Source organism: Corallococcus sp. AB038B (assembly GCF_003668955.1).
GTDB classification, from domain to species: Bacteria; Myxococcota; Myxococcia; order Myxococcales; family Myxococcaceae; genus Corallococcus; species Corallococcus exiguus.
This window is the reverse complement of sequence record NZ_RAWO01000001.1, coordinates 311095-331829: the sequence shown is the minus strand read 5'-3', so window position 1 is coordinate 331829 and position 20735 is coordinate 311095. Positions and strand designations below refer to the sequence as shown.

Sequence of the window (20735 nt, the reverse complement as noted above, 5' to 3'; positions counted from 1 at the left end):
GCGATGCTCGTGGGAGTGCTGGCCGGGTGCGGTGGTGAGGAGGGGCCCCAGACCGCGGCGGACTACGGAGAGGCGTTGTTCCAGGACGCGCGGTTGTCGTCGAGCGAGTACAACAAGTTCTCGTGCGCGACGTGCCACGTGACGGCGGCGGAGGTGCCGGCGGGGCGCATCGATTCAGGGCACACGCTGTACAACGTGGCGGCGCGGCCGAGCTGGTGGGGCGGCAACGAGACGCAACTGCTGGACGCGGTGAACTTCTGCTACGTGAACTTCATGCGTGGGGTGACGAAGCTGGAGGCGGAGGAACCGCGCTCCCGCGCGCTGTATGAGTACCTGGCGCGGATCAGCCCGGACGCGCAGGCGCCCGCGCTGCCGTTCACGGTGGTGAAGGACATCCAGGACGTGCCCCGGGGCGACGCCACGCGAGGCGAAGCGGTGTACCGGGCAGCGTGCCAGAACTGTCACGGCGCGACGCACACGGGCGAGGGCCGGCTGACGGACCTGGCGTCGGTGCTGCCGGAGGTGACTCGCGATTACGACCGGCTCTTCCCGGGCATCCCGCACGCGCAGGTCGTCATCGAAAAGGTGCGGCACGGTCCGTTCTTCGGAGTGGGGGGCAACATGCCGCTCTACAGCACGGAGGCCCTGTCCGACGCGGACCTGGGCGCACTGCTCATGTATCTGGGGCTGTAGCCGTGAGCTGAAGCCGTCTGACCGGTGCTCAGGCCCAAAGAGGGAGTTCCGGTCAGGCGTCCTCGTCAGGGAGGAGCGTCCGGAGAAGCTCGTCGTCGGGACTGAGCGGACGCCAGCCAGCGGGGGGCGGATTGGCGAAGAGCGCATCACCGACTTGGTCGACGCGCTCCTTATGCGTTTCGGGGGTGTCTGCGTACCAGCAGCCGAGGGCCGTTGCGACCGCGAATCTGGAATCACGGTCCATCTCGACCGGCCAACCGTCAGGAATGCTTTCAGACAACTGACGCACGAGCACATCGCGAACAAAGCGAGTGACCTGCTTGCGCCGCTCTGCCTCGGCGAGCAGCCCGCTCATCACTTGAACCCCCGCGACGTCGTCCTTGCCAAGCTCCCTGGCTAACTGATCCAGCGGAACTGCAGGACGCGACGCAGCGAAGGCTGTCAGCGAATCGTAACCTCGCTCCCGGACCCGCGCATAAAGGCGAGCCTTCCAGTTTCCCTGCCAGGAAAGACCGTCAGTCATCGGCCGCCTCCTGCAGTGAAGTTCATCGGGATATCGTAGCGCTTCATACGCCCTGCAACGATCTTGAGGATCTCGTTTCGCGTCAACATCTCACCAGTCCTGCGTTCGGCTTGTTGTAGGGCTTCCATGATCATCCGGTTCCACTCACCGGGCCACATGCGTCCCAGCTTCCAGTTGCCGCCTCCGTGGATGGCCTCGTGGTGGGCCTGCTCCAACCGGACGCAGAACTGATCGATGTCCATGTCGCCCTTGAAGCCGCGCTGCTCGAACCACTCGCGGTGCTCTTGCGGAAGCACATGGTGCTTCGGGGCGTCAGACATGCCCGCCCCCGCCCTGCCCGTCACCTGCATGCCGCGCACTTCCGGGCTGTCACCCAGCGCGTCGCGCACGCCCTTGGGCAGGTCCTGGTGCGCCTGGGCCATCATGACCTGTCCGCCATGAATGCGAACGGCCGCGCTGACGGCGGGAACGGAGATGACGCCCGCCCGCACGAGCCTTCGCATCATCTCCACCCACTCCGCGGAGACAGCAATTCGCGAGCCCACCATGACTCCCCCCGAACTCATCACGAGACCCACGCCGAGCGTGGCGGGGGCCGAGGGCGGCACGCGTGGCATGGCCATCTTCATCGTGGAGATCATCGTGACCAACTCCAACGCCTGCATCGCCGCGATGACCTGCCCACCGAGCTTCATGGTCGCGCGGGTCTCTCGCTGGAGCGCGTCGAACTCACCGGTCAGCCTCCCCATCAACTCGGGCATCGCGGCCGTCGCAGCCTCCACACGCTCCGGATCCAGTGAAGCAAGGTCCGTCAGCGTGGGCTCCATCAACCCCTGCACGCGATGCAGGTCCGTGAAGAGCTTCTCGGCGCTGCACATCGGGCAGTTGCGAAGCACGGCATCCGCGAGGTGCAGGAAGTCCACCCAGGTGGCCAGCAGGAGGGTCCCGAATTGGGCGGCCTGGAGCTTCGGCCCCGTCGTGCGCAGGAGGCCCAACTCCATGTCCGTGTCGCCAACTTCCGAGGCCGCATCCGTCAACGTGGTGGCGCTCCCGAGCGCGCCATGAAGCCACGTCAACTGACTGGAGCCATGATCGAGGTAGCGGGTGAAGACACCGTTGAGACTCCATCCCATGAGGGGCTTGGGACCGTCCGCCAGCCTGGCAAGCGCGGCTTCAACGCCGCCCAGGGAGCCCTTCACCTCGGCCATGGCTTCGAGGACTGCTTGACGCGTCAAGGCCGCGCTCGGGGCCCTCTCCGGGCTGCCGCCCCCCGTTCCTGCCACGGCGTCACGTGGCCCCTGGCGGCGCAGCAACCGTTGATACCTCTCAGGCCCTGAGATGGCAGGCGGCGAGGAGAGCAACGCGCGTGAGGGCTCATCGCTCGGAGCCTCTTCCCAAGTGGGCGCAGGAGCCACACGCGGCGCGTAGCTCAAGCTCCGGCCATGCCCGGGAGCACTCGACACGGAGGCGCATCCCGTGGCCAGCAACACCACGGCCAGCAACAGGACATCAGCGCGCATTGTCCACCCCCAGCCCCACCGAGGCGAACGCCCCTGGTCGCAGCGTCCCTTCCGACGTGGGGAACAGCAGCGTGCCGCCCGTCCCCATCGCGTAGAGCTTTCCACCCAGGAATCGCCAGCGGGCCTCGGCGGCCCCCAGGTAGCGCGCCCCCGACTGCCCCATCCCCATTCCAAGTCCCTTCAACGCCACTTCCAGGCTGCGCGCGAAGAGTTGCACCGCCACACGCCCATCGACGTCGAAGCGGCCCCACGAGAAAGCTTCCGCTCCCAGCGACAGCTTCAGATGCTTGTAGAGGCCGCCGTAGCCCACTGCGTCCCAGCCCACCTCCGCCTCCCCAAATGCGGAGTAGCCGTCCGGGAAGAGTGCCTCCGCCAATGGCACACCGTCCGGCCCCACGGCCCTGAAGCGCGCCAGTTCGTAGTCCGGGCCGAAGAAGCCCTGCCGGAAGCCGCCATGCTGCCTGCGAACCTCCAACCTCAGCCGCATGTCCAGCGTGGGCGTCAACGCATCCGCGCCCGCTCCCACGACCACTCCCCACGCGCCGCCTTCACCTGGCCGTCCGCCCCAACCGGCAATCAGGTGCGCCTCGAAGTCCGGCCGCGCCACCACCACGGCGGTGCCGTCCAGATGCGCCAGTGTCACCGAAGGCGCGCGCCCTCCTGCCCGCCCCCAGTCGTGCACGGCGGAGAGCGCCAGCGTGTAGCGGCCCGGCTCATCGGGATGGCCGAAGAGGAGGTGCTGCACGTCCAGCGCGACCTCCGCCCCCATGAGGCGCGCGCCCAGCACATCCGAAACGAACGCCTGCGTGTAGAGGGGCCCCAGGGTGCCAGTGAGGAAGCCTCCCGCCGGGTGGTAGTCGGGATTGCTTCGGTTGGAGTAGCGCCGCACGAGGTGCGCGGACAGCAGGCTGTAGGATTCCAACGCGCCAAACCAGACGCCCACGGGTGCGTCGTCCGAGCCCAGCTTGAGGCCTCGCACCACCTGCCCGAAGTCCGAGAGGCTGTCCCAATCCTCTCTCCGCACGAGGCCCCTGCCCGCGCCTCCACGCCACAGCCGCAACCGCAACGGGGCGCCCAGGTTGAGTCCAAAGTCCTGGCCACGCTCGAAGGCGACGGTGGGCTCCACCTGGAGGAAGCCCTCATCCGGACCGAAGCCCGCGCGCGGCAGCAGGGCCAACGTCGTCGCGTCCAGCCGCATCAGCGAGCGCCACGCATTGTCCCGTGCGCGCCGTTCCTCTTCTACGGGCTGTGTCTCGGGAACATCCTCGGCCCACGCGACAACCGGCAACAGCAGCCACAGCCCTACCACCCCACCACGCGTCATTCGCATACAGGTCTCCCAGCAATGCGCCCAACGAGAGGAGCAAAGGACACACGTCTGACGTCCAGCCCGGTGAGCGGCTCCCTGCGTGGATGCTTAGGGCCGCATCGTCACCGTGCGCTGAACCCGTCTGACCGCTGCGCAGGCAAGGAGGGCAGCGCAGGGCATCCCGCCCCTGCCCATGCGAGCCCGGCCGCCGCACCTCAAGAACATTCATGTCTTCGTCGGGTCCACAGGAGCACGGCCCTTCATCCGAAGAGCCTCTGCCCACGAGGGGCCGGTCCCCTGCGTCCCTGGCCGAGCTGCTGAACACCGAACGCGAGGCGCTCCTGGAGGACTGGTGCGCCCGGGTGGCTCCCCTCTTCACCACCCTGCGCCTGTCACGAGAGCAGCTCGTCGACGCCCTGCCCGCCCTGCTCGAGGAGCTCCACACCGCGCTCGTGGACGCGGTGGAGGACGCGGACGGCCTCCCCCCGCTCCACCACAGCGAGGCCGCTGGAGCACACGGCCGGCAGCGCCTGCGCCTGGGCGCGGACGTGTCCCTCGTCACGCGCGAATACGCCCTCCTGCGCGACTGCATCCTGTCGCGTGCTGAGCGCGCCGACGTGGACGTGCCGCTGCATCAACTGCGCGTGCTTGGCGCCAGCATCGACAACGCGCTGGCCCAGGCCGTCATCCCGTTCGCGTTCGACAGCGCCGAGCGCCGCCACATCGAGGTCGAGGAGCGCGAGCGCTTCTTCCAGCTGTCCCCGGACATGTTCTGCGTCGCGGGCCTGGACGGATACTTCAAGCGCGTGAACACGTACTTCTGCAGCGTGCTCGGGTGGAGCGAAGCGGAGCTCTACCAGCGCCCCTTCATGGACCTCATCCACCCCGACGACCAGGCATCCACCCACGAAGAGATGCGCAAGCTGGCCCACGGCGTCCCCACCCTGCGCTTCCAGAATCGCTTCCGCACCCAGGACGGCCGCTACCGGTGGCTCTCGTGGGCCGCCCGCCCCGTGCCTGAACTAGGCCTCATCTACGCCGCCGCTCGCGACATCACCGAACAGAAGACCGTGGCCCAGGAACGCGAACAACTGCTGGAGGCCGTGCGCGACAGCGAGGCCCGCTTCCGCAACATGGCGGACCACGCCCCCGTCATGCTCTGGGTGACGGACGTGCAAGGCGCCACGACGTACATGAACCGGGGCTGGTACGCCTTCACCGGCCAGACCGAGGCCACGGGCCTGGGCTTCGGCTGGTTCGACGCCATCCATCCCGACGACCTGGAGCGCACGCAGCGGACCTTCACGGAGTCCAACGCCGCCCGCCAGCCCTTCCGCCTCGACTACCGCCTGCGCGGCACGGACGGACACTACCGCTGGGCCGTGGACACCGGCTCGCCCCGCTTCGACGCGGACGGACACTTCCTCGGCTACATCGGCAGCGTCATCGACATCTCCGACCGCAAGCAGGCGGAGGTGGAACGCGAGGCCCTGCTCGCACGCGAGAGCGCCGCGCGCCGCGAGGCCGAAGAGGCCAACCAGCTCAAGGACGAGTTCCTCGCCACCATCAGCCATGAGCTGCGCACGCCCCTCACGGCCATCCTCGGCTGGGTGCAGCTGCTGCGCACCGGCACCCTGCCCGCCCCCCGCCAGGAGCGCGCGCTGGAGACCATCGAGCGCAACGCGCGCGCGCAGGGACAGCTCATCGAGGACCTGCTCGACGTCAGCCGCATCGTGTCCGGCAAGCTCAAGCTGGACGTGGCGCCCGTGGACCTGTCCGCGGTGGTGCAGCAGGCGCTCGATTCAGTGCGGCCAGCGGCGGACGCGCGCCGCATCGAGGTAAGGGCCACGGTGGACACCACCAGCAGCGTCATGGGCGATCCGCACCGGCTCCAGCAGGTGGTGTGGAACCTGCTGTCCAACGCGGTGAAGTTCACACCCAAGGGCGGCTACGTGCGGCTGGTGGTGGCGCGGCGCGACTCCATCGTGGAGCTCACCGTGGAGGACACCGGCCAGGGCATCTCCGAGGCCTTCCTCCCCCACGTCTTCGAGCGCTTCCGCCAGGCCGACGGCGGCAGCACGCGCAAGACGGGTGGGCTGGGACTGGGGCTGGCCATCGTTCGGCACATCGTGGAGATGCACGGCGGCACCGTCTCCGCCGCCAGCGACGGCGAGGGACGGGGCGCCACCTTCACCGTGCGGCTGCCCCTGTCCGTCACGCAGTGGCGCGACCCCGCCATGCCGCCGTCGCCGAAACCTCCCGTGGCGGAGCGGATGCCCTCGCCCCCGCCGGAGCTGGGCGGCGTGCGCGTGCTCGTGGTGGATGACGAGGAGGACGCACGCGAGCTGTTGCGCACGCTCCTGGAGGACAGCGGCGCCCAGGTGGTGACCGCGGGCTCCGCGCTGGAGGGACTCCAGGTGCTCCAGGCGGAGCATCCGGACGTGCTCGTCTCCGACATCGGCATGCCGGTCACGGACGGCTACGGCTTCATCGAGCGCGTGCGCGCGCTGTCCACCGAGAAGGGAGGCCACACCCCGGCGGTGGCCATCACCGCCTATGCCCGCTCGGAGGACCGCACCCGCGTGCTGCGCGCCGGCTTCCAGAGCCACGTGCCCAAGCCGGTGGAGCCCGGGGAGCTGCTCGCCGTCATCGCCTCGCTCGCGGACCGGTACCCCGCGCTTCCGAAGGCGTGACGGCCCGCGTAGGACGCCGGACACGGCGCCACGCATCCTCCTGGCCATCGGGCCGGGGCAGGGCTTACCTTTCCCACAATGCGTCCGCCGCCCGGACAACTGGCGATGTTCGACGCCCCGGTGCCCGGGCGTGAGCCGGAGCGCGCGCGGCTGCCCTCGCGCGAGGACGCGCTGCCCCGAGCCGCGGACCTGGCCCGGCGCGTGTCCGCCCTGCTGGGCCAGCCCGTGCACCTGCGCCTCACGGACAACCGCGCCACCCTGGTGAGCTACCGCCGCCTCCCCGAAGGCGTGCGCCTGCGCCTGCACCATCTCTTCCTGGACGCACCCGACACCGTGGCGCGCGCCCTGGCCCTCTACGTGTCCGGCGACACCGCCGCTGGCGAGGTGCTGGAGGCCTTCAGCCACGCCCACCACGACCAGGTGCGCCGGGAACGCAGGCCCGGCGCCCCGCTGCGCACGCGCGGTCGCTGCTTTGACCTCAAGGCCGTCCATGCCCGGCTGGACGCGGCTTACTTCGACGGGCGCGTGCACGCCGTGGAGGTGGGCTGGGCCCGCCGCCCCGCCCGCCGCACCCGCCGCACCATCCACCTGGGCGGCTACGACGCTCGCCTGCGCGAGGTGCGCGTCCACCCCGCGCTGGACCGCCCCTCCGTGCCCGCCTTCGTCGTGGACTTCATCGTCTTCCACGCCCTGCTGCACGCGGACCTCGCCGCCACCGACGCCGGCCCCGACGCCCACGACGACGCCGGCCGCTGCGCCGCGGAACACACCCCCGCCTTCCTCGCGCGCGAGGCCGCCTTCCCCCTGCGCGAAGCCGCCTGGCGCTGGCTCCTGGAAAACCTGTCATCGCTCCGGCGCGGGTGACCGCCCGTCTCACCCGCTGCCATGTTTCAGACATGTCACGGCCGCCGTGACATGCCCCTCCACCCCCACCCCGAAGGGAGTGGCCTGCGGAGGGCTCACACTGCATGCTGTCCCCTCGATGCGCTTTTTCAGCGTGGAAGAGGCCAGCCGGCTGGTGCCGTTGCTGACGAAGACCTTCGGGCGCGTGCGCCCCTGGGTGGAGCGCGTGCAGAAGCTGGCGGAGGTGCTGGACGGCCCGGAGGCTCCGCCCGACACCCTCGAGGTGCGCTCCTTCCGAGAGGAGCGCGACGAGCTGCTGGAGCGCATCCGCGGTGAGCTGGGCCCGCTCCAGGAGATGGGCCTGGAGATAAAGGGCGCGGACGGCCTGGTGGACTTCCACGCGCGGCGCGGCGAGGAGCCCGTCTACCTCTGCTGGCGCTACGGCGAGAACGCCGTGGCGCACTGGCATGACTTGAAGGCCGGCTTCTCCGGACGCCGCCCCATCGACAGCCCGGACGACTTCGAGCCCACCTACCTCAGCTGAAACATCCTCACTTCGACAGGCTCTGGTGCAACAGGCCCAGCTTGTTGCGCGCGGAGAGCAGCTGCTGTCGCAGCGAATCCGCCTGCCGGCCGATGTCGGTGAACTTCGCCTCCTCCGCCGCGATGGTCAGCGTGGCCGCGTCGTCCGCCACCTCCGCCATGCGCGCCTGGAGCGCGGTGAAGACCTCCGTGAGCCGCGCGTCCTCCTCCGCCGTGCGCGTGGCCTGCTGGCGCAGCGACGCGAACTCCTGCATGCGCCCGTTGAGGTCCGCCGCGCTCTGCCCCAGCGCCCCGTAACGCGTGAGCAGCTCCTTGAACACCTCCGTGCGCAGCTGCAGCTCCTGCGCGCACACGTTGACCGCGTCCGCCTGCGCCTGCTGCCGGTTGCGCACGCCGGTGATGGCCTGCACCAGCGCGCCCACGCGCATTCGCAGCGCGTCGTCCAGGTCCGCCAGGTCCTTGAGCGTCTTCGACGCGCGCTCCAGGTGCTTCTCCGATGTCAGGGGCGCCTCCTTCAGCTGCTCCGACAGCGCCTCGAAGCGCAGCAGCTCTGCGTCGAGCGACTGTGCGGCGGAGACCAGCTCGGAGGACGGGGGCGTGTCACGCTTGCTCATGGGGCCGGGAGGATGCCATGCCGCCTGTCCCTCCCTTCGGGTCGCCTGCCTGCCTCGGGAGCCTGTGCTCGGGGGAGGACACTGCGGCTTCCAGGCCTCGCCAATGGAAGGGAGCGTCTCCAGCTTTCCGTGACACGTCGCGTCCGGAGGTCTGAAGCCATGCCCGTGGATTTCTCCATCACCGTGCTCGTCACTGGCGCCACCGGCCAGCAGGGCGGTGCCGTCCTCCGCAAGCTCGCCGACCGGGGGCACCACGTGGTGGCGCTGGTGCGGGATGCGGACGCCCCGGCCGCCCGCGCCCTGCGCAGGCCCGGCGTCACCCTGGCCCAGGGCGACTTCGACGACCCCGTCTCGCTGGAGAGCGCCATGCGCGGCGTGGACGCCGTCTACGCCATGGCCACGCCCTTCGGCTCGGGCGGCGTGGACGCAGAGGTCCAGCACGGCAAGAACCTGGCGGACGCGGCGAAGCGCGCCAGCGTGCGGCACTTCGTGTACTCGTCCGTGGCGGGCGCGTCGGAGCTCACCGGCATCCCGCACTTCGACAGCAAGCACGCCGTGGAGCTGTACCTGCGGCGGCGCGACATGCCCTTCACCATCCTGGGCCCCACCTTCTTCATGGAGAACCTCCTCCAGCGGCCCACGCGCGACATGCTGGCCGCGGGGAAGCTGGCCCTGGGGCTGCCCGCGACGCGCGGCCTCCAGATGGTCGCGGTGGAGGACCTGGCCGGCTTCGCGATGCACGTGCTGGGAGACCCGGAGCGCTTCATCGGCGAGCGCATCGAAGTTGCCTCCGACGAGGTGACGGGCCAACAGGCCGCCGCGCTGCTCTCCATGGTGAGCGGCCACCGCATCCACTTCGAACAGATTCCCCTGGATCAACTCCAGCAGCAGAGCGAGGACCTGGCGGCCATGTTCGAGTGGCTGGACCGGGTGGGCTACCACGCGGACATCCTCACGCTGCGCAACAGCCACCTGCGCGTGAGCTGGCAGACCTTCGAGACCTGGGCGCGCCATCAGGACTGGGAGTTCGTCAACGCGCCCTCCTGGCCCGCCACCGCCGCCGAGCCGGTGACGCCCCAGCCGTAGAGTCCCCGGCCGCCGGCCCCCCCTCCGGGTGGGAGCACGAGGCATGTCATCCCCTGAACGCCGCACGCCCTACCTTGAAGTACGAGGAGGCATGCGATGCGAGGAGCATTGGGAGTGGGGGCCCTGGGGTTGATGCTGATGGCGGGCTGCGCGGCGGAGACGAAGCTGCGGCCCGTGCCGGAAGCGGGAGTCCTCCAGGGCGGCAAGAGCAGCGCCATCAAGGAACAGGAGGGCGTGCGGCTCACAGCGGACGGTTCGGCCTGGAAGGGCTCACCGTCCGACCTGGAGCGCCGGGTCACCCCTGTCTACGTCCGGCTGGAGAACAATGGGGACCGCCCGATCCGCCTCCAGTACAAGGACTTCGCGCTGGTGGGCCAGGAGACGCGCTTCCGCTACAGCGCGCTGCCGCCCCTGTCGCTGCGGCAGGCCACGTCCTCGAATGAGACGGAGGCGCCCGCGCGCATCAGCCCGGTGATGTACCCCGGGGGCAGGGCGTGGGCGGGGGGCGGCTACGGCTACGGGCCCTGGCGCGGCGGCTGGGGACCGGGCTGGTACGGCGGGCCCTGGGGCTGGGGAGGCAACTTCTACGGGGGGCCGTACTACTACGATCCGCCACTGCCCACCGCGGACATGCTCAACAACGCACTGCCGGAGGGCACACTGGAGCCCGGCGGCACGCAGGAGGGCTTCCTCTACTTCCAGGGCGTGGCCCACCGGGAGGACGCGGTGACGCTCCAGTTGAACCTGGTGGACGCGGAATCAGGGGCGCCGTTCGGTTCGCTCGGCATCCCCTTCCAGGTGAGCACGAAGTAGCTAGTGCAGCAGCGTGCTGGGGGGCGCGTAGGGAGAGCGCCCCCCGTCGTGCGCCAGGTCGAGCAGCGGTGCGTCCTCCGGCTGCCCCAGCGCACGCCGCACGTCCGCACCCTTCACGGGCAGGCCCATCAGCGGCCCCACCAGGAACAAATCCAGCGCGCCGGTCAGCAGCGGCAGCAGGCCCGTCAGCGCCACCAGCGCGCCCCGGGGCGTGCCCGTGCCCAGCCCGCCCAGGACCATGCCCGTGCCCGCCAGAATCCGAATCCACCGTCCGTTGCGCGAATTGATGAAGACGACCATGAACACCTCCCCACGCCGAAGATGAACACGCGGCAGGGAGCGACCACGGCCGGTGTCCACCCGGCGACCCTCCCCGCCCGGGGCCCGCCCGCCCGCTCGCCGTCCGGGGAGCCAGCGGGGGGACGTCCGCGCGGGCATACTGCGGCCCCGTGAGCGAGACCGAAGCGAAGGCCCCCACCCACCCCGGTGACCTGCGAGCGGCCCTGGCCGCGTGGCGGGAGGCCGTGGGCGAAGCGCACGTCATCCTGGACACCGAAGCGCTGGAGGCCGCGGAAACGGCCACCTTCGCCACCACCCAGCGCATCCCCGCCATCGTGCGGCCGGCGGACACGACGCAGGTGCAGGCGTGCCTGCGCATCGCCAGCGAGCACCGCGTGCCGGTGTACCCGGTGAGCGCCGGCCGCAACTGGGGCTACGGCTCGCGCGTGCCTCCCGGCGACGGCAGCGTGCTGCTGGACCTGGGGCGCATGAACCGCATCCTCGCGCACGACGAACAGCTCGCGTACCTCACCGTGGAGCCCGGCGTGACGTTCCGCCAGGCCTACGAGTACCTGCGCGACAAGGGCTCCTCCACGTTCATCACCACCATCGGCGGCTCGCCGGACGCGAGCATGGTGGGCAACGCGCTGGAGCGCGGTGACGGGGCCGGTCCCAACGCGGACATCTTCCAACACGTGTGCGCGCTGGAGGCCGTGCTCCCCACGGGCGAGCGCGTGGAGACGGGCCACGCGCGCTTCCCCGGCGCCCGCTCCGCCCCCGTGTTCCGCTGGGGCCTGGGCCCGGTGCTGGACGGCCTCTTCAGCCAGTCCTCGCTGGGCGTGGTGACGCGGATGACGTTCTGGCTGGCGCGCAAGCAGCCCTGGCTGCGCGACTTCTTCTGCGCCGTGAACGACGACGCCCAGCTCTGGGACATGGTGGACCGGCTCCAGGCCCTGGCCCTGGACGGCACGCTCAAGGGCAGCTTCTTCTTCTGGAACGACATCAAGGCCTACAGCATCACCCAGCAGTTCCCCTACCCCTCCGTGGGCCGGGCACCGCTGCCGGACTGGGCACGCGAGAAGCTCCGCGAGGGCTTTGGCCGCTGGGCCATCAGCGGCACCCTCATCGCCCCGGACGCGGAGATGGGCGCCCTCTTGGAGAAGCGGCTCGCACGCGCCGTGGAAGGCGCCTTCCGCCCCCTGTCCTTCGGCCCGGTGGCCCCCTTCGGCGAGGGCACGCTCCAGGGCGTCCCCACCGAAACCAACCTCGCCATGGCCTACTGGCGAAAGCGCACGCCCAAGCCGGAGGATCCGCACCCGGACCGCGACCGCTGCGGCTTCATCTGGTGCTCCGTCGCCGTCCCCTTCACCGGCCCGGAGGCGAAGCGCGCCACGGACATCGCCGACCGCGTCCCCCGCCTCTTCGGGTTCGAACCCAACCTGGCGCTCCTCGCCCACTCCCCGCGCTGCGTCTACCTCGTCACCGCGCTCGCCTATGACCGGGACGTCCGCGGCGAGGACGCTCGCGCCCAGGCCTGCTACCGCGCCCTCTCCCGAGAACTGGCGGACGCGGGGTACCACCTGACCCGAGCCGGACTCCAGGCGCAGGACGCCGCACCGCCCGTGCGGGACGACTCCGCGGAGGTGCGAAAGCGACTGAAAGAGGCCTTCGATCCCGAGGGAATCCTGGCTCCCGGGAGATCCGAGCCCTAAGGGCGCGGCGGATCAGAAAGAAAAAAGAGGAGCGGAAACTTTCTCGGGTGCGCCCCCGATACTCTCTCAAGTCACAAGATTTCCCACCGCGCATCGCGCCCGCCGGAGCCCCCTTCCATGGCCATCGAGACCAACCGCTACCGCCCCGTGTTCCGGAACCCCACCACGCCCGCTCCGGCCAATGGGACGCAGGTGCGCCGCGAGGTGCAGGCCCAGACGCAGAACCGGGCCCAGGGCGAGGCGACGATCGACCTGAACCGCGGCGTGCAGGGCAACCGCGTCACCACCAGCAACCAGGCCAACCCCAGCACCACGACGGACATCCAGAAGCAGCTGGAGACCAGCCGCTTCGACCAGACCGTCGCCTCTGGCGAGTGGAACAAGAGCTGGACCGCGGCCTCCGGCTCCCACACCTCCGGTGACGTGAACGGCAACTTCCACAACACGGTGGAAGGCCAGGCGCTGACGGCGGACGTGTCGGCGCAGGGCAACGTCTCCATCGACCCGCTGCACGGCAAGATTGGCGCGGAAGGCTCCGTGGACGTGCGCGCCGACCTGGTGCGCGGCTCCGTGGAAGGCCACGCGGACACGGCGCTGGGCCGCTCCGAGTGGGGCGCCGAGGGCAACGTGGGCGCCGAGGCGACCGCCACGGGCCAGGTGGTGCTGGACCCGCTGCACGGCCAGGCCGCTGCCTCCGTGCACGGTGAGGCCTTCGCCGGCGCCCGCGCCAGCGCGGAAGTCACGCAGGAGATTGGCCCCGCGACCGTCACTGCCGGTGCGGAAGCCTTCGCCGGTATCGGCGTGGAGTTCGAGGCCAACGTCGGCCTGAAGGACGGCAAGCTGTCCGCCAACTTCGACGTGGGCGCGGCGCTGGGCATCGGCGCCAGCGTGGAGTTCGGCTTCTCCGTCGACGTGGGCAAGGTCGGCGACGCCGCCAAGGCCGCCGTCGAGGGCGTGGGCAACGCGGTGCAGAACGTCGGCGAGGGCATCAAGAACGTCGGCGAGGGCATCAAGAACGTCGGTGAAGGCATCAAGGACGCGCTGAGCAAGTGGTAGTGGCGGGCCACGTCCGGCCGCCTCCCGCCTGATGAACTTCCCAGGGCCTCGTCCATCCGGGCGAGGCCCTTTCCTTTTCCCCGTTGCTCGACAGCCCCCGCCCCCTGGGGGACACTTTCCATCATGAACTCTCTGGAAACCCTTCTCGCGCAGGGGCAGGTGGCCCAGGCCAAGGCCGAGGCCGAGAAGCTCCTCGCGAAGAACCCCAACCACCGTGACGCGCTGGTCGTGATGGCCAAGCTGGCGCTGGTGGAGAACAAGGTGCCCCAGGCGGAGGCTCTGCTCGCCAAGGCGGAGGCCCAGGGCGCCACGGCGGAGACCGGCCTGGTGCGCGCGAACATCGCCGCCCAGAAGGGCCAGCTCGACGCCGCCCTCAAGGCCTACCAGGGCGTGCTCGCGGTGGAGCCCAACCGCGCCGAGGCCTGGTTCGGCAAGGGCATGATGCTGATCAAGCAGGACAAGGCGCCCCAGGCGCTGGAGGCCCTGTCCCAGGCCGCGAAGGCGGCGCCCCAGAACCCCGTGTTCCGCTACCGGCTGGGTCAGGTGCAGCTGGAGGCGGGCCAGACGGACGCCGGCCTCGCCACGCTGCGCGAGGTCCTCACGCTGGCGCCGCGCTTCGTGCCCGCGTACCTGAGCCTGTCGCACGCGCTGTCCGCCCAGGAGAAGCTGGTGGACGCGCGCAAGGTGCTGGAGCAGGGCCTCAAGGCGGTGCCCAACCAGCCGCGCATGCTCGCGTCCGTGACGGTGCTGTCCATGGCGCTGCGAGATTTGCGCACGTCCTACCAGGCGGCCTCCGCGCTCGCGGCCCAGCGCCCGAAGGACGCGGACGCCCAGGCGAACCTGGCGCAGCTGATGCTGGCTCGCGGTCAAATCGAACAGGCCCGGCACCTGTGCCAGACCATGGCGTCGCTGGGCGTCGCCAGCGAGTCGCTGAAGATGGCGGAGGCCACCTGCTTCGAGTCGCAGGAGCCGCCCGCGTACGACAAGGCCATCGCCGCGTACGAGCAGGGCATGGGCCTGGCGCCGGATGGCTGGCGCGCGGCGAACAACCTGGGCCAGCTGCTGCTGCGCGTCCCCTCGGAGCCGGCGAACGCGCACCTGCCGCGCGCGGTGACGGTGCTGGAGGAGGCCGTGCGCCGCGCCCCGGACCGCCCGGAGCCGCTGCTCAACCTGGCGCTCGCGCAGGCGCGCCTGGGCCAGGAGCAGAAGGCGAAGGAGCTGGTGCAGAAGGTGCTCGCCATGCCGCTGGCGGAGGACACCGACCTGCACGAGGAGGCCGTGCGCCTCTCGCAGACGCTGTCCAAGGCCTGAAGCAGGCCGGACTGACGGACGGCCCGCGCTACTCGTTGAAGTCGAGCGTGGGCACGTCCTCGTCGCCGGTCGCCGACTGGTACACGTGCCAGGCGGTGGCCAGGTCCTGGAAGGGCAGGCCCACCCCAGCGAACACCGTCACCTGTTCCTGGGACGTGCGCCCGGGCTTGAGGCCCGCGAGGACCTCGCCCAGCTCCGCGTGGATGGCGGCCTCCGTGAGCCCCACCGCGCCCGCCGCGCCGGTGGAGACGCTCAAGCCGCGGTGGTCGCAGACGAACAGCGATTGCTCGAGCAGGTCCTGGGACAGCTCCGCCTTGCCCGGCTCGTCCGCGCCCAGCGCGGTGATGTGCGTGCCCGGCTGCACCATGCCCGCGTGCAGGAAGGGCTGGTGGCTCCACGTCGCCGTCACCACGATGTCCGCGTCCGCGACGGCATCCGCCACGGACGTCTCCACGCGCACGGGCAGGTTCAGCTCCTGGTACATGCGCTGCGCGTAGGCGTTCGCGTGCGCGATGTTCGTGTCGTAGACGCGCACCTGGCTGAGCGTGCGCACCAGCCGCAGCTGCTTGAGCTGGAGCACGCCCTGGCGGCCGGCGCCAATCACCGCCACGCGCGTGGCGTCCGGCCGGGCCAGCACGTCCGCGGCCAGCGCGCCCACCACGCCGGTGCGCACGGCGGTGAGGTGGCCGGAGTCCATCACCGCGAGCAGCCCTCCCGTCACCAGGTCGTGCAGGTGCACCACGCCCTGGATGGCGGGCTTCTGCGCGGGGAACTTCGCGTGCACCTTCACCGTGTACGCGGGGATGCCGGGCACGCAGCCGGGGAAGAGCACCAGCGCGGTGCCCAATGAGTGCAGCGGCGCGCGCACGCGCTGCGGGGCCACCGTGCGGGCCAGGACGTCGGTGCGGAAGGCCTCGCGCAGGTCGTCCAGGAGCAGGAGCGCCTGGATGTTGCGGGCCACGGCGGAGCGGTTGAGCAGGAGGGTGGGCATGCTTTGACGGCCACCCTACCCGAGCATGCGCATGCCCTGGGGCGCGAACGTCCCCAGGGCTGGCCGAGCGCCCGAAGGTGAACGGCGCGCCGGGCGGTGCGTCCGAGGCCCGGCCCGGAACCAGCGGCCGAGGGCTCGTGGCGCGCGACCATCCGACGCAGGGGTGAGGCGCGCCGGGAGTACCATGCGCAGACTTTTCGCGAGGGGCGGCGCGACCGGGCGAGGGGCCCGGGGAGATGGGCGATGCAGGAGCCGGATTCACACTCCGTGGACGAGCATGCGCGCAGCGGGCCTCGCCCCTCCGCGGCGGAGTTCCTGCGCGCGAACCACGACACGCTGCTGATGGAATGGCAGCAGGCGGTGATGCGGGACCTGGGCGGCAAGGACGCCGCCCGCCCTCCCTGGCTCATCGACCACATGCCGGAGCTGCTCAGCGCGCTGACGGAAGCGATGGAGGTGGGGCCGGAGGCGCTGGACGAACGCCTGGAGGCGGCGCACGCCGCGGCCCGCCTGGACGCGGGCTTCAACCTGGGCGAGGTGGCCCAGGAGTACGCGCTCCTGCGCCGCTGCATCCTCCACCGGCTGGAGGCGCTGGAGCAGCGGCTGAGGCCCGGAGACCTCACGCGGCTGGAGGAGACGCTCGACCGGGTGGTCACCCGGACGATGACGTTCTTCTGGGACATGAAGCAGCGCATCCTCCAGACGCTGGACCGCATGTCCGAGGCGACGCTGGACGACCCGGACATGGAGACGCTCCTGGAGCGCCTGCTCACCCGGCTGATGGAGTCCGCGCTCACCGTGGACACGGCGGCGGTGATGCTGCTGGAGGACGACGCGCTGGTGGTGCGCGCCGCGGTGGGATTGAGCACGGACGAGGTGAAGGGCCTGCGCGTGCCGGTGGGCCAGGGCGTGAGCGGGCTGGCGGCGCTGGAGCGGCGGCCCTTCTTCGTCCGCTCGGCCGCCACCGACCCGCGCGTCCTTGTCGGGCCGCTGCGCCGCGCGGGGCTGCGCGCGCTGTACGGCCTGCCGCTCATGGACGGCGAGCGGCTCCTGGGCATGGCGTACATGGGATCGCGCACGGCCTTCGCCTTCTCCGACTCGGACGTGCTGCTCTTCCACGCCGTCGCGGAGCGGGCGTCCGCGCACATCGCCCAGACGGAGCTGCACGCGCGCGAGCACGAGGCACGCAAGGAAGCCGAGCGGTCGCTGGCCCTGCTGGACTCGCTGCTGGACTCGGCGCCCGTGGGCATCGCGTTCATGGATCCGGACCTGCACTACCTGCGCATCAACGACACGATGGCGCACCTCAACGGCCACCCCGTGGAGGCGCACCGGGGTCGCACGGTGCGCGAGATGGTCCGTGAAGACGTCGTGGAGTCCGTCGAGCGTCCGATGCGGCAGGTGCTGGAGACCGGGCAGCCCGTGCAGGACGTGCTCATCCAGGGGCCGGATCCGGTGCGGGGCCGCGCGGCGTCCTGGCGCGTGGACTACTTCCCGGTGCGCACCCCGGACGGCGTGCTGCTGGGGGTGGGCAACACCGTGGTGGACGTCAGCGACTACAAGCGCGCGGAGGCCGCGCTCCAGCAGGCCATCGACTTTCGCGAGGAGCTCATCGCCGTCCTGGGCCACGACCTGCGCAACCCCCTGCACGCGGTGAACGCGTCGGCCTTCATGCTGGGGAAGATCCCGGCGCTGGACACGCCGGCGCGCCGCTCCGTGGACCGCATCCGCAAGGCCACTGCGCGGATGACGCGGATGATCAACGACATCCTCGACTTCGCGCGCAGTCGCCTGGGCGGTGGCATCCCGGTGACGCGCCAGCACGTGAACATGGAGGAGCTGTGCCAGGGCATGCTGGAGGAGCTCCAGGTGGTCTACCCGGAGCGGCCCCTCGTGCTGGAGGTGCACGGGGGTGACCTGTGGGGGGACTGGGACCCGGACCGGGTGACGCAGGTGCTGGGCAACCTGGTGGTGAACGCGTTGCAACACGCGAGGAACGACTCGCCCGTCGTCACCACGCTCACGGGCGAGTCCGTGGACGTGGTGATGCAGGTGCGCAATGAGGGCGACCCCATCCCGCCGGAGCTGCTGCCGCACCTGTTCGACCCGTTCAAGCAGTCGAGCGTCCCGAACGCGGGCAGCAAGCACCGCAGCCTGGGGCTGGGGCTCTACATCGTGAGTGAGATCGTCCAGGTGCACCGGGGCAGCGTTCGCGTGGAGACCGCCGCCGGAGATGGAACGACCTTCACCGTGCGCTGGCCCCGGCTCGCCCCGCCCCTGGGCTACCTGGAGCCGTGAGCCGCCGTCACGGCGCGGCCTTCACCTCGGACGCGGGCGCGATGGCGAGCGTGTGCACGGCCTCCGCGAGCATGCGCGTGCTCAGGTCCAGCGTCTCCAGCGCGATGGATTCATCCGGGGCGTGGCCGGTGTAGGGCTCGTTGGGGAACGCGGGCCCGAAGTCCACGGCGCGTGGGAAGAGCCGCGCGTAGGTACCGCCGCGGATGGAGCCGGGCACCGCGTCCGGCGCCTTGCGCTGGCGCTGGTAGATGTCCATCAGCGTCTTCACCAGCGGGCCGGACGTGTCCGCCACGTGCGGGTCGCCCAGGTAGCGGCCGGAGCCCTCCTTCACCTGGCCACCGGAGTCCTCGCCCACGCGCTTCGCGGCGGCGTCCAGCGACGCGTTGAAGGCCGCCGCGTCCTGGCCCTGAGGCCGGCGCATGTTGACTCCCAGGGACACGGTGCCGTCCTTCACGCGCAGCACGGTGGGCGCCACGAGCAGCGGGCCCATCAGCGCGTCCTGGTACTTCAGGCCCAGCTTCTCGCCGTGGTGGTCGCCGTCGAAGCGCTTCGACACCACGCGCAGCAGCGCCGCGATGCCGTTGTCCTCCAGTGACAGCCGCGAGGCCACGGCGGACAGGTCCCAGAGCGCGTTGTGGCCCTCGTCCGCGGTGGACGAATGCACCGCCACGCCGTGGGCGGTGAGCACCACGGTGTTGCCCTCGCGCTTCGCGTCGGCCTTCAGGTCCTTGCGGGCGGGGGACTCCTGGGCGATGGCGGCCTTCACGGCGGCGAGCACCGTCTCCGGCGTCTGGCCCTTCACGGGCGTGAGCTTCAGCGTGGCGGTGCCGGGCACCTGGGTGAGGAACTCGCCCGCGCTCACGTCCACGGCGCGCGCGACGGTGCCCTCCTTCGGCGTGGCGAGGGCAGCGCCCACGGGCGCCTCCAGCGTCCACGCGACGAAGCCGGACTGCGCGGCCATCACCGGGTAGCCGGAGTCCACGGAGATGACGTGCGTGGGCTTGGGCTGCGTGTCCGCGTAGTTCTTCATGCCGTTCCAGTCGCTCTCCTCGCCGTTGCCGATGATGATCAGCACCTTGCCCTGGGGCTTGAGGCCCAGGTCCTTCGCCATGGCCAGCGCGACGAGCCCGGAGGCGATGGGACCCTTGTCGTCCTCCACGCCGCGGCCGTACAGGCGGCCCTTCTCCACCACCGCCTTGAAGGGCGCGCGCTTCCACTCATGGGCGGGCGCGGGGACGACGTCGCCATGGAACACGAGCCCCAGCAGCGGCTCGCCTTCACCCCAGGACAGCTCGAAGACGTCGTTGTTGCCCACGGTGCGGAAGCCGAAGCCGTGCTGCTTCGCCCACGCCTCCAGGGCGCGGCCCATGGCGGCCACCTCCGGGTTCTTCGCGGCGGGGGCCTCGCTGCTCACCGTCTTGAAGCGGACGAGCGTCTGGGTGAGGGCCACCACGTCATCCAGTGCACAGGCCTGGACGTAGGCGGCGTAACGCTCCGCGGCGGAGGCGCCCTTCAGGGCGGCGTCGGAGAAGCGGGCGGCGCGGGCGGCGGGCTTGCCGGCGCAGCGCGGGTCCTTGGCTGCGAGGGCGGCGGTGGGGGCCAGGAGGCAGAGGGCGGCGAGGAGGCGGGTGCGCATGGGAGTCCTGGGGAACCGTCGGGGGGACGGGGCATTCCTGGTGGGACGGGGTGCGAGTGGGCGGGCGTGCGCCGGGCGTGAAAACGGGGAGGCCCGGGGCTAAAGCTAGAGCATGTTCTTCACGTCCCCGAAGAAGTTGAGGCTCCCCACTCCGCAGGAGGCGCTGCCGGGCCGTCCTCAGGAGATGCCGGTTCCGCAGAAGCACACCGTGCTGGGCACCCCGCTGAAGGGTCCAGTGCCGGAGGGCTTTGAAACGGCCGTCTTCGGCATGGGCTGCTTCTGGGGCGTCGAGCGCAAGTTCTGGCAGGTGCCGGGCGTGTACTCCACCTCGGTGGGATACGCGGGCGGGCTGACGCCGAACCCCACGTACGAAGAGGTCTGCTCGGGGCTCACCGGCCACAACGAAGTGGTGCGCGTGGTGTTCGACCCGGCGAAGGTCACGTACGCGCAGCTCTTGAAGGTGTTCTGGGAGAACCACGACCCGACACAGGGCATGCGCCAGGGCAACGACGCGGGCACGCAGTACCGCTCCGGCATCTACTTCGCGAACGACGCGCAGAAGCGCGCCGCGGAGGAGACGCGGCAGGCGTATCAGGCCGCGCTCAACGCGAAGGGCCTGGGCGACATCACCACGGAGGTCCTGCCCGCTCCGGCGTTCTATTACGCCGAGGATTACCACCAGCAGTACCTGCAGAAAAACCCGGGGGGTTATTGCGGCGTTGGCGGCACCGGCGTGAGCTGCCCGATTGGCATTGGCGTGAGCGCGTAACGCTCGCGCGCACGACGTGAAACACGCGCGCGGAGCGGATCCACCG

18 protein-coding genes are annotated in these 20735 nt (G+C 70.8%); 11 read left to right on the top strand and 7 right to left on the bottom strand.

Going from position 1 to position 20735, the window contains the following annotated elements:
• The first annotated feature begins 3 nt into the window (after nt 1–3).
• Nucleotides 4–693, top strand: coding sequence for a c-type cytochrome (locus D7Y04_RS01420; RefSeq protein ID WP_121758091.1), 690 nt, complete (start codon nt 4–6; stop codon nt 691–693).
• A 52-nt stretch (nt 694–745) separates the two neighbouring features.
• Here D7Y04_RS01420 and D7Y04_RS01415 read toward each other — a convergent pair whose 3' ends face one another.
• From D7Y04_RS01415 to D7Y04_RS01405, 3 genes are all read right to left on the bottom strand, one after another.
• A complete protein-coding gene (locus D7Y04_RS01415) occupies nt 746–1216 on the bottom strand; it encodes an NUDIX hydrolase (RefSeq protein WP_121758090.1) in 471 nt (156 codons plus the stop codon).
• Nucleotides 1213–2451 (bottom strand): DUF2380 domain-containing protein, encoded by a 1239-nt coding sequence (locus D7Y04_RS01410; RefSeq protein ID WP_370457078.1) that lies wholly within the window; start codon nt 2449–2451, stop codon nt 1213–1215. The genes D7Y04_RS01415 and D7Y04_RS01410 overlap by 4 nt, the downstream gene beginning before the upstream one ends.
• A gap of 274 nt (nt 2452–2725) precedes the next feature.
• Nucleotides 2726–4066 carry a hypothetical protein gene (locus tag D7Y04_RS01405; protein WP_199749593.1) on the bottom strand — a complete coding sequence of 447 codons (1341 nt, stop codon included), beginning with the start codon at nt 4064–4066 and terminating at the stop codon, nt 2726–2728.
• Nucleotides 4067–4272: 206 nt separating this feature from the next.
• On the opposite strand from D7Y04_RS01405, the gene D7Y04_RS01400 reads away from it, so the two are divergent.
• The 3 genes from D7Y04_RS01400 to D7Y04_RS01390 all read left to right on the top strand — a co-directional run bounded on the left by D7Y04_RS01400 (nt 4273) and on the right by D7Y04_RS01390 (nt 8125).
• Nucleotides 4273–6738 carry a PAS domain S-box protein gene (locus D7Y04_RS01400; RefSeq protein WP_121758087.1) on the top strand — a complete coding sequence of 822 codons (2466 nt, stop codon included), beginning with the start codon at nt 4273–4275 and terminating at the stop codon, nt 6736–6738.
• A 105-nt stretch (nt 6739–6843) separates the two neighbouring features.
• A complete protein-coding gene (locus D7Y04_RS01395) occupies nt 6844–7602 on the top strand; it encodes a hypothetical protein (RefSeq protein ID WP_121758086.1) in 759 nt (252 codons plus the stop codon).
• Between the two features lie 118 nt (nt 7603–7720).
• Nucleotides 7721–8125 (top strand): DUF2203 domain-containing protein, encoded by a 405-nt coding sequence (locus D7Y04_RS01390; RefSeq protein ID WP_120581637.1) that lies wholly within the window; start codon nt 7721–7723, stop codon nt 8123–8125.
• Nucleotides 8126–8132: 7 nt separating this feature from the next.
• On the opposite strand, the gene D7Y04_RS01385 is transcribed toward D7Y04_RS01390, so the two are convergent.
• Complete coding sequence (locus D7Y04_RS01385; RefSeq protein ID WP_120600264.1) at nt 8133–8738, bottom strand: hypothetical protein; 606 nt, start codon at nt 8736–8738, stop codon at nt 8133–8135.
• Between the two features lie 159 nt (nt 8739–8897).
• Between D7Y04_RS01385 and D7Y04_RS01380 the strand changes: the two genes are divergently transcribed.
• Together D7Y04_RS01380 and D7Y04_RS01375 are read left to right on the top strand one after the other, a co-directional pair.
• Nucleotides 8898–9824 (top strand): NmrA/HSCARG family protein, encoded by a 927-nt coding sequence (locus D7Y04_RS01380; RefSeq protein ID WP_171810190.1) that lies wholly within the window; start codon nt 8898–8900, stop codon nt 9822–9824.
• Nucleotides 9825–9920: 96 nt separating this feature from the next.
• Nucleotides 9921–10637: a hypothetical protein gene (locus D7Y04_RS01375; protein WP_233601223.1), complete on the top strand. Its 717-nt coding sequence runs from the start codon at nt 9921–9923 to the stop codon at nt 10635–10637.
• On the opposite strand, the gene D7Y04_RS01370 is transcribed toward D7Y04_RS01375, so the two are convergent.
• Nucleotides 10638–10937 carry a hypothetical protein gene (locus D7Y04_RS01370; RefSeq protein ID WP_199749592.1) on the bottom strand — a complete coding sequence of 100 codons (300 nt, stop codon included), beginning with the start codon at nt 10935–10937 and terminating at the stop codon, nt 10638–10640.
• Nucleotides 10938–11086: 149 nt separating this feature from the next.
• On the opposite strand from D7Y04_RS01370, the gene D7Y04_RS01365 reads away from it, so the two are divergent.
• The 3 genes from D7Y04_RS01365 to D7Y04_RS01355 all read left to right on the top strand — a co-directional run bounded on the left by D7Y04_RS01365 (nt 11087) and on the right by D7Y04_RS01355 (nt 14995).
• The gene (locus tag D7Y04_RS01365; protein ID WP_121758084.1) at nt 11087–12628 is read left to right on the top strand and encodes an FAD-binding oxidoreductase; all 1542 of its coding nucleotides are present in this window, start codon (nt 11087–11089) and stop codon (nt 12626–12628) included.
• Nucleotides 12629–12745: 117 nt separating this feature from the next.
• Complete coding sequence (locus D7Y04_RS01360; RefSeq protein ID WP_120599558.1) at nt 12746–13684, top strand: hypothetical protein; 939 nt, start codon at nt 12746–12748, stop codon at nt 13682–13684.
• 123 nt (nt 13685–13807) lie between these two features.
• On the top strand, nt 13808–14995 hold the full coding sequence (locus tag D7Y04_RS01355; protein WP_121758083.1) for a tetratricopeptide repeat protein: 1188 nt from the start codon (nt 13808–13810) through the stop codon (nt 14993–14995).
• A 28-nt stretch (nt 14996–15023) separates the two neighbouring features.
• Here the strand turns inward: D7Y04_RS01355 and D7Y04_RS01350 are convergent, their stop codons facing one another.
• Nucleotides 15024–15986 carry an ornithine cyclodeaminase family protein gene (locus D7Y04_RS01350; RefSeq protein WP_120599556.1) on the bottom strand — a complete coding sequence of 321 codons (963 nt, stop codon included), beginning with the start codon at nt 15984–15986 and terminating at the stop codon, nt 15024–15026.
• Nucleotides 15987–16253: 267 nt separating this feature from the next.
• Here D7Y04_RS01350 and D7Y04_RS01345 point away from each other — a divergent pair, with 267 nt between their 5' ends.
• Nucleotides 16254–18284, top strand: a complete 2031-nt coding sequence (locus tag D7Y04_RS01345) for an ATP-binding protein (RefSeq protein ID WP_233601222.1) — start codon at nt 16254–16256, stop codon at nt 18282–18284.
• A gap of 7 nt (nt 18285–18291) precedes the next feature.
• Here D7Y04_RS01345 and D7Y04_RS01340 read toward each other — a convergent pair whose 3' ends face one another.
• Nucleotides 18292–19920: a Sapep family Mn(2+)-dependent dipeptidase gene (locus D7Y04_RS01340; RefSeq protein WP_121758081.1), complete on the bottom strand. Its 1629-nt coding sequence runs from the start codon at nt 19918–19920 to the stop codon at nt 18292–18294.
• A gap of 112 nt (nt 19921–20032) precedes the next feature.
• Here D7Y04_RS01340 and msrA point away from each other — a divergent pair, with 112 nt between their 5' ends.
• Nucleotides 20033–20689, top strand: a complete 657-nt coding sequence (gene msrA / locus D7Y04_RS01335) for a peptide-methionine (S)-S-oxide reductase MsrA (protein ID WP_120599841.1) — start codon at nt 20033–20035, stop codon at nt 20687–20689.
• The last annotated feature ends 46 nt before the right edge of the window (nt 20690–20735 follow it).

Bases quoted from the DNA above. Each gene is read 5' to 3' on its own strand.
- D7Y04_RS01385 (WP_120600264.1), bottom strand. From the start codon at position 8,738: ATGAGCAAGCGTGACACGCCCCCGTCCTCCGAGCTGGTCTCCGCCGCA.
- D7Y04_RS01350 (WP_120599556.1), bottom strand. From the start codon at position 15,986: ATGCCCACCCTCCTGCTCAACCGCTCCGCCGTGGCCCGCAACATCCAG.
- D7Y04_RS01400 (WP_121758087.1), top strand. From the start codon at position 4,273: ATGTCTTCGTCGGGTCCACAGGAGCACGGCCCTTCATCCGAAGAGCCT.
- D7Y04_RS01380 (WP_171810190.1), top strand. From the start codon at position 8,898: ATGCCCGTGGATTTCTCCATCACCGTGCTCGTCACTGGCGCCACCGGC.
- D7Y04_RS01395 (WP_121758086.1), top strand. From the start codon at position 6,844: ATGTTCGACGCCCCGGTGCCCGGGCGTGAGCCGGAGCGCGCGCGGCTG.
- D7Y04_RS01415 (WP_121758090.1), bottom strand. From the start codon at position 1,216: ATGACTGACGGTCTTTCCTGGCAGGGAAACTGGAAGGCTCGCCTTTAT.
- D7Y04_RS01360 (WP_120599558.1), top strand. From the start codon at position 12,746: ATGGCCATCGAGACCAACCGCTACCGCCCCGTGTTCCGGAACCCCACC.
- D7Y04_RS01355 (WP_121758083.1), top strand. From the start codon at position 13,808: ATGAACTCTCTGGAAACCCTTCTCGCGCAGGGGCAGGTGGCCCAGGCC.
- D7Y04_RS01420 (WP_121758091.1), top strand. From the start codon at position 4: ATGCTCGTGGGAGTGCTGGCCGGGTGCGGTGGTGAGGAGGGGCCCCAG.
- D7Y04_RS01375 (WP_233601223.1), top strand. From the start codon at position 9,921: ATGCGAGGAGCATTGGGAGTGGGGGCCCTGGGGTTGATGCTGATGGCG.
- msrA (WP_120599841.1), top strand. From the start codon at position 20,033: ATGTTCTTCACGTCCCCGAAGAAGTTGAGGCTCCCCACTCCGCAGGAG.
- D7Y04_RS01340 (WP_121758081.1), bottom strand. From the start codon at position 19,920: ATGCGCACCCGCCTCCTCGCCGCCCTCTGCCTCCTGGCCCCCACCGCC.
- D7Y04_RS01390 (WP_120581637.1), top strand. From the start codon at position 7,721: ATGCGCTTTTTCAGCGTGGAAGAGGCCAGCCGGCTGGTGCCGTTGCTG.
- D7Y04_RS01370 (WP_199749592.1), bottom strand. From the start codon at position 10,937: ATGGTCGTCTTCATCAATTCGCGCAACGGACGGTGGATTCGGATTCTG.
- D7Y04_RS01405 (WP_199749593.1), bottom strand. From the start codon at position 4,066: ATGCGAATGACGCGTGGTGGGGTGGTAGGGCTGTGGCTGCTGTTGCCG.